Below are 6,358 nucleotides of genomic sequence, written 5' to 3' on the forward strand. Positions count from 1 at the left end.
ATGTCAAGCCCGAAACATAGCATAAAAGTAGCGTCACTTATGAGTAAGCAATTTGTACTCTGCCTGGCCGGATTGTTACTGGTTATTACTGAAGCCGTAGCCCAGAACTACCCTTCACAGGAGCAATTTGGAAGAAACCGCATCCAATACCGGAAGTTTGACTGGAAGGTAATCAAGACTTCCAATTTTGAAATTTACTTTTATCAGGACGGCAACCAGATCGCCAATCTGACGGCGCAATATGCCGAGACGGACTTTGATCGGATCACCGAGATATTGGGTTATACACCCTATAACCGCATCAAAGTCTTTATTTACAACTCTCCTCAGGAGCTTGCCCAAAGCAATATTGGTCTGAGTGCCCCCAGCGGAACAAATTACAAGGAGCTCAGTTTGTCCAAATCCCGGCTGGAATTGGCGTTTACGGGTGATCAGATCAGTTTTCGGAAACAATTGATCCGGGAGGTTTCGCTGCTTTTTGTGTACGATATGTTGTATGGCGGAAGTCTGAAGGACGCGCTACAGAGCTCACTGCTACTGTCGTTGCCCGAATGGTATATGCCTGGTATTGCCTCGTATATTGCCGATGGGTGGAGCGTGGAACTCGACGATTACATGCGTGATGTGGCGTTGACGCGCCCGGTTCGTAAACCGTCTACCCTGGTGGGCGAAGAGGCCATGTATGTGGGGCATTCCATCTGGAATTACATCGCCGAGCGGTATGGAAAAGATAACATTTCCAATATTCTGAACTTGACCCGCATCATTCGGAATGAGCAAAACAGTATTGCCAGCACGCTGGGCGTTCCGTATTCCCGGTTTTTGCGCGAATGGCGGGAATATTATTCGTCAATGGCAAAACCGGTCGTCGAAGCTTACCGACCGGGAGAGGATAATTTTCAACTGACGGTTTCGAGCCTGAAAGAACCGTCGCAATTGACCAGCCTGAAACTGAGTCCCGATCAGAACCATTATGCCTATGCGACCGCCTGGCGGGGTAAATTCGAGATTGCGATCGTCAATACGCAGACTCAAAAGAAGCATTTAATTCGGAAAGGCGGGTATAAACAGGACGAGTCGCCCGTCAAACTGGCTTCTCCACTAGTCACCTGGCAGCGGGACAATTTGCTGGTATTAACCGAAGAAAAGGGAGAAACACACCTATATATATATAACATCAAAGACAATCGACCCAAACTCAAACAGCGGATGATTGTTCGGGGAGTTAGTCAGGTAGTGGATATGGATGCTTCTGACAACGGAGCGAGTGTGGTATTTAGCGCCGACCGCCGGGGACAAAATGACCTGTACCTGTTCAGCATTGGTCGCGGAACGGTGCAGCAACTAACCAATGATTTGTACGACGACCTTTACCCGCAGTTCATTGGTCGCACGCGGCAAATCGTCTTTTCGTCAAACCGTCACATCGATTCGTTGGGAGTCGACAAAGGGAGTTACAAAACCATTCGAAATCAACTGAGCCTGTTTATGCACGACGGGACACCCCGGGCCGAAGCGGTTTCCCGGCTGACCGACTCGCTCAGCATTGCGATGCGTCCGGTGGCATCTGCCGAAAACACCATCTATTTCCTTGACGATGCGACCGGCGTGCGGAACCTAACTCGCCTGGATGTTGAGACCAAAACCAAAGAAATTGTTACCGCTTTTAGCCAGAACATCCGTCGCTACGATTTGAACCCGACATCGGGCGCTATGGTGTACAGTCAGTTAAAAAATGGAAGCGAGGTCATTGGTTTTCGTTCCAGAGTCAATTTGAGCCAAGCGATTCAACTGCCATTGACGCGTCGGGCAACCATTCAGGAAGTCCCTAAAGTTGTCGTACCAAGTAAAACGATAACGGGAGCTGCTCCCGGCTCGCCGGCTAAAACCGCTGATTCAACCGCTGTTTCTGCCTTGAAATTGAATCCGGGCGAGGTAGATACCGATCATTACGAGTTTGACAGCGACGTAGCCAAATCCATTGAATACCGGCAGCGACGGAATACGAACACTACCGCTTCGGTTTCCATACCACGCAGTCGACGCCGTGAGAACGTGACCATTCGGGGGCCCTATAAATACCAGGGGCTGTTTGTCGCCAGTGATGCCAGCTCCGACTGGCGGATCGACCCGATTCGCGGTTTCGGTTATTTCCAGTCGCTTACCATGAATGACCTGCTGGAAAACCACATTATCCGGGCCGGTTTGTTCATCACCACTAATTTACGAAACAGTGATCTGTTTACGGAATATCACAAGCTGGTCAACCGAATCGATTACAGCGCCCGTTTTGACCGAAAAACCATCTTTTCCGATGCCGGGCAGTACCAAAAATACCGGTTCAACAAAGTAACGGTTTCGGCCTCGTATCCCATTTCGGTAAACAGCCGGTTTACGGTGGCACCATTTTACATCGTCACCCGGTATTTGGATTTGCTGCAGGTGGGAGGAAGTTCGTCCGATTACACGGGAGCTAAAGCGGAGTACGTTTTTGACAATACAACCCTCAATGGCATGAACATGATTGAGGGAACCCGTTTTAAAATACGGTACGAAAATTACATCGGATTAACCGAGAAAGTTGAAAACGGCGCTCGTCGGGGGGCCGGAAGCTTTGACCGGATTTCACTCGACCTCCGGCATTACCAAAAGATTCACCGCGATATTACGTTGGCTCTCCGCTTTTCGGGTAGCCACTCGGCTGGTCCGGCACCCAAAAAGAGCACCTTGGGCGGCATGGAAAACTGGATCGGGATCTCGGAAGGAGTCAAAGAGGCCAAAGCGAATAACCCGTTATTGCTGTCACCAAACCGGGACAACCGCGACGTGTTCTTCCTGGATCTGGCAGCACCGCTACGGGGTTTTCGATTGGGCAAGCTGACGGGAACCAGTTATATGCTGGGGAACGCGGAACTGCGCTTACCGGTTATCCGGTATTTGCACCGGGGACCCGTTACATCAAATTTCCTCCGGAATTTCCAATTGGTTGCGTTTAGCGATATTGGAACGGCCTGGGCGGGAAAAGGTCCATTCAGCCGTCAGAATAGCCTGAATACGGAAGTGGTGGGGGGAGCCGGTGATCCATTCCAGGCAACGGTGACCAATTTCAAAAACCCATTCCTACTGGGTTATGGTGCCGGTGCCCGGACGATGCTGTTCGGCTATTATGTTAAATTTGATTATGCCTGGGGGGTTGAAAATAACGTTGTTGGAAAACCCATTGCTTACCTCACATTAGGATACGACTTCTAAATTGCCCCATTATCCAATTGGAAACCCCGCCGATGGCGGGGTTTTTGCATTTATATCCCATTAGATTTTTACATCGTTCGCAAGCTGTGGCATAATTTTAGCTATCAATAATTGTACGCACAATCAATAATTTTACTTTGCTTCGTGCGTGCTTTTGCAAGTGCGATCCAGATCACAACCGAGAGATTGGTATGATTGGATTGACATAAATAACAATGGATCATTTTAATAAGCAGGAAGACGCTCTCTTTTGAAGGAAATCCTTCTATCATGAAGTGACTTTTATTGGTTTGGGAAGTCTGAAATACAGGTACACGCTGTTTACAGGCGGAAGCAGTGGGAACAGAAATAAAATGTCGTCAGATGAAAAGAACATCTACTTTGCGTACGGGCATCACTCAACGAGCTACGATTCACGGTAACAATTGCCGGGAAAATGATCTTTCGGCATTCCAATCAGCTCTGCCGTTGTTTACCCCCGTATCTCCGATACAGGACGGCAGCCGCCATTTGACTCCACTCCATACCATGAATACAATTTACGTCCCGAAGAATGCTGGCAATCGGCATTCGTGTGTCCAGAAGGACAATCTATCAACTTTTGTATTTGTGAAAAATTGTTTGCAAAAACAATTAAAAATTAAACTTCCCAATTTTATAACCGGTGCAATAGGTCGACGTTTATGGCAAACAACAATCCTGCTTTTGTGCAGTGTTGGGATGGTAGTCGCTCAAAACCCCAATCTGTATGTTCGCAAAAAAATAAACAATTCTAAACCGGTATTAAATGAAATCGTTTCCTACACAGTTGTTGTGGGCAACGATGGCAATGCGGCAGCTACTGGTGTTGTCGTAAAAGATGAACTTTCGGTGGGCGCACAATATTCAATGCATACGGTTTTAAAAGGTGCCAATGCATTTACGCCCGCAACGGGAACTTGGAACATTGGTTCGCTTGCGGCAGGGGATTCTGTAGTCCTGGAACTGAAAGCAAAAGTTATTGAAAGAGGAGTTTGGTTTAATACGGCTGAAGTGATTGCAAGTCAGGGAACAGACCCGAACTCGACACCCAATAACCATGATATTTCAGAAGATGATATGGCATCGGTTTGTTTCTCCGTACCGATCGAATGGTACGAAGGTGACGAATTTACCGTAACCATTCCCATTCCGCTTACCGATGTTCAATGGACCCGAAACGATCAGAGTGGTTTTCCGGCAAATCTGGCAGTGGCTTCCGGAAATACCCTGGTTATAAAATCACCCGGTATTTATTCATTTACGGGAATGTTGGGAAGCTGTCCGGTGGGCGGCTGTTGTGCTATCGAGGTAATCCCGGGACCAAGCTGTCAGATTTCGGCCACAGCCATCACGAATCCAACGTGTGAAGCCAGTCCATTAGTGTTGAGTGTTACCGCTCAGGGCGGCACAGCACCTTACCAATATGCCTGGACAGGTCCGAACGGTTTTAATAAAACCGGTCAAAATCAGCTTATTCCGGTTGCAACGGTTGTCAATGCAGGAGTCTATACGGTAAAGATAACGGATGCCAACAATTGCACTGCATTAGCCAGTGCAACGGCTATTGTGGGAACATTGCCGGTTGCAATTTGTAATTCGCCGGTTTGCGAAGGCGGAACAATCACTTTATCAGCAACCGATAGCGGAACGACGTATAGATGGTATGGTCCGAACGGTTTTACCAGTTCCTTGCAAAGCCCAACGATTCCCAACGCGACAACCGCTAACTCCGGCAGCTATACGGTTGTGATTACCGGAGCGGCAATTTGTTCCGGTACGGCCATCACCAGTTTGACCATTCTTCCAAAACCAACCATTGTCGCTTCGGTCAGTAATAGCGTTTGCGTTGGAGGCACTTTTAGTTTATCCGCCACCGCCAGCGGAGCAACGGGACCGTATCAATACATCTGGACCGGGCCGAACGGGTTTTATGAAACCGGGCAGATGGTGGTAGTCAATAATGCGATGTTGACGCATACAGGCAGTTACACCGTAACGGTATTCAGTCAAAGTGGTTGTATCAATCAATATGTAACAACTCCGGTGACTGTCAAAGCTTGTATTTGTAATCCGGTAGCGGGTGCTTCACCCCCAACGGTGTGTGTGGGGGCAACTGTCAGCCTGACAGCAACTAACGGTTTTAATACGTACAGTTGGAAAGGACCCAATAATTTTACTTCAGCCCTACAAAATCCGGTAATCACGAACGCGCAATTAACTCATAACGGAAACTATACACTTACAGTAACCGGACCAACTTGTTCGGGAACAGCGGTTGTAAATGTGACGGTACAGGGAATACCAATAGCAGTAGCTTCGTCCACGACGGTTTGTACGGGTGGGATAGCCTCAATTTTCCTAAACTCCTCGGGGGGTGGCAGCTATGGGTGGAAGGGCCCCAACGGTTACAGCAGCACTCTTCAGAACCCGGTGATCAGTAATGCAAGTGCATCCAACAACGGCAGTTATACAGTGGTGGTGACCAACGCCAGCGGGTGCAGTGCGGCTCAGACGACCAGTGTGAATGTGGGTGTCTGCACCCCCGGGTGTACTCTGAATGCGAGTGTGGTGTCCTCAGTGAGTGCGGTGTGTGCGGGGGGCAGTGTGACGCTGACGGCCACGCCCTCGGGCAATACCGGAGCGGTGAGTTATCAATGGAGTGGTCCGGGTTTATCGGCCAGCAATACGGCCAGTGTGACGGCGGGCAGTCTGAGCACGACCAGCACGTTTACGGTGGTGGTCAGCGAGGGAGGCTGTAGTGTGACCAAAACGATCAGTGTGGTGGTCAATCCCTTGCCGGTGGTGAGCAATGTATCGGCCAGCACGCTGTGCAGCAGTGGGGTGGCGTCGATCCAGCTGACATCCTCGGGAGGTGGCAGCTATGGGTGGAAAGGCCCCAACGGTTACAGCAGCACTCTTCAGAACCCGGTGATCAGTAATGCAAGTGCATCCAACAACGGCAGTTATACGGTGGTGGTGACCAACGCCAGCGGGTGCAGTGCCGTGCAGGTAGTGGCGGTGAATGTAGGCACCTGTGGGGTGGGGTGTACTCTGAATGCGAGTGTGGTGTCCTCAGTGAGTGCGG

General features: G+C 49.5%; 2 protein-coding genes. Both read left to right on the forward strand.

Annotated features, from left to right (window positions below; all coding sequences use genetic code 11):
* Positions 1 to 39: 39 nt before the first annotated feature.
* On the forward strand, positions 40 to 3,252 hold the full coding sequence (locus EHT25_RS00835) for a hypothetical protein (RefSeq protein WP_124869212.1): 3,213 nt from the start codon (positions 40 to 42) through the stop codon (positions 3,250 to 3,252).
* A 720-nt stretch (positions 3,253 to 3,972) separates the two neighbouring features.
* A partial coding sequence (locus EHT25_RS00840; RefSeq protein ID WP_185731245.1) for a DUF11 domain-containing protein occupies positions 3,973 to 6,358 on the forward strand: 2,386 nt, incomplete at its 3' end.

The organism is Larkinella rosea (assembly GCF_003858635.1).
Classification (GTDB): Bacteria; Bacteroidota; Bacteroidia; order Cytophagales; family Spirosomataceae; genus Larkinella; species Larkinella rosea.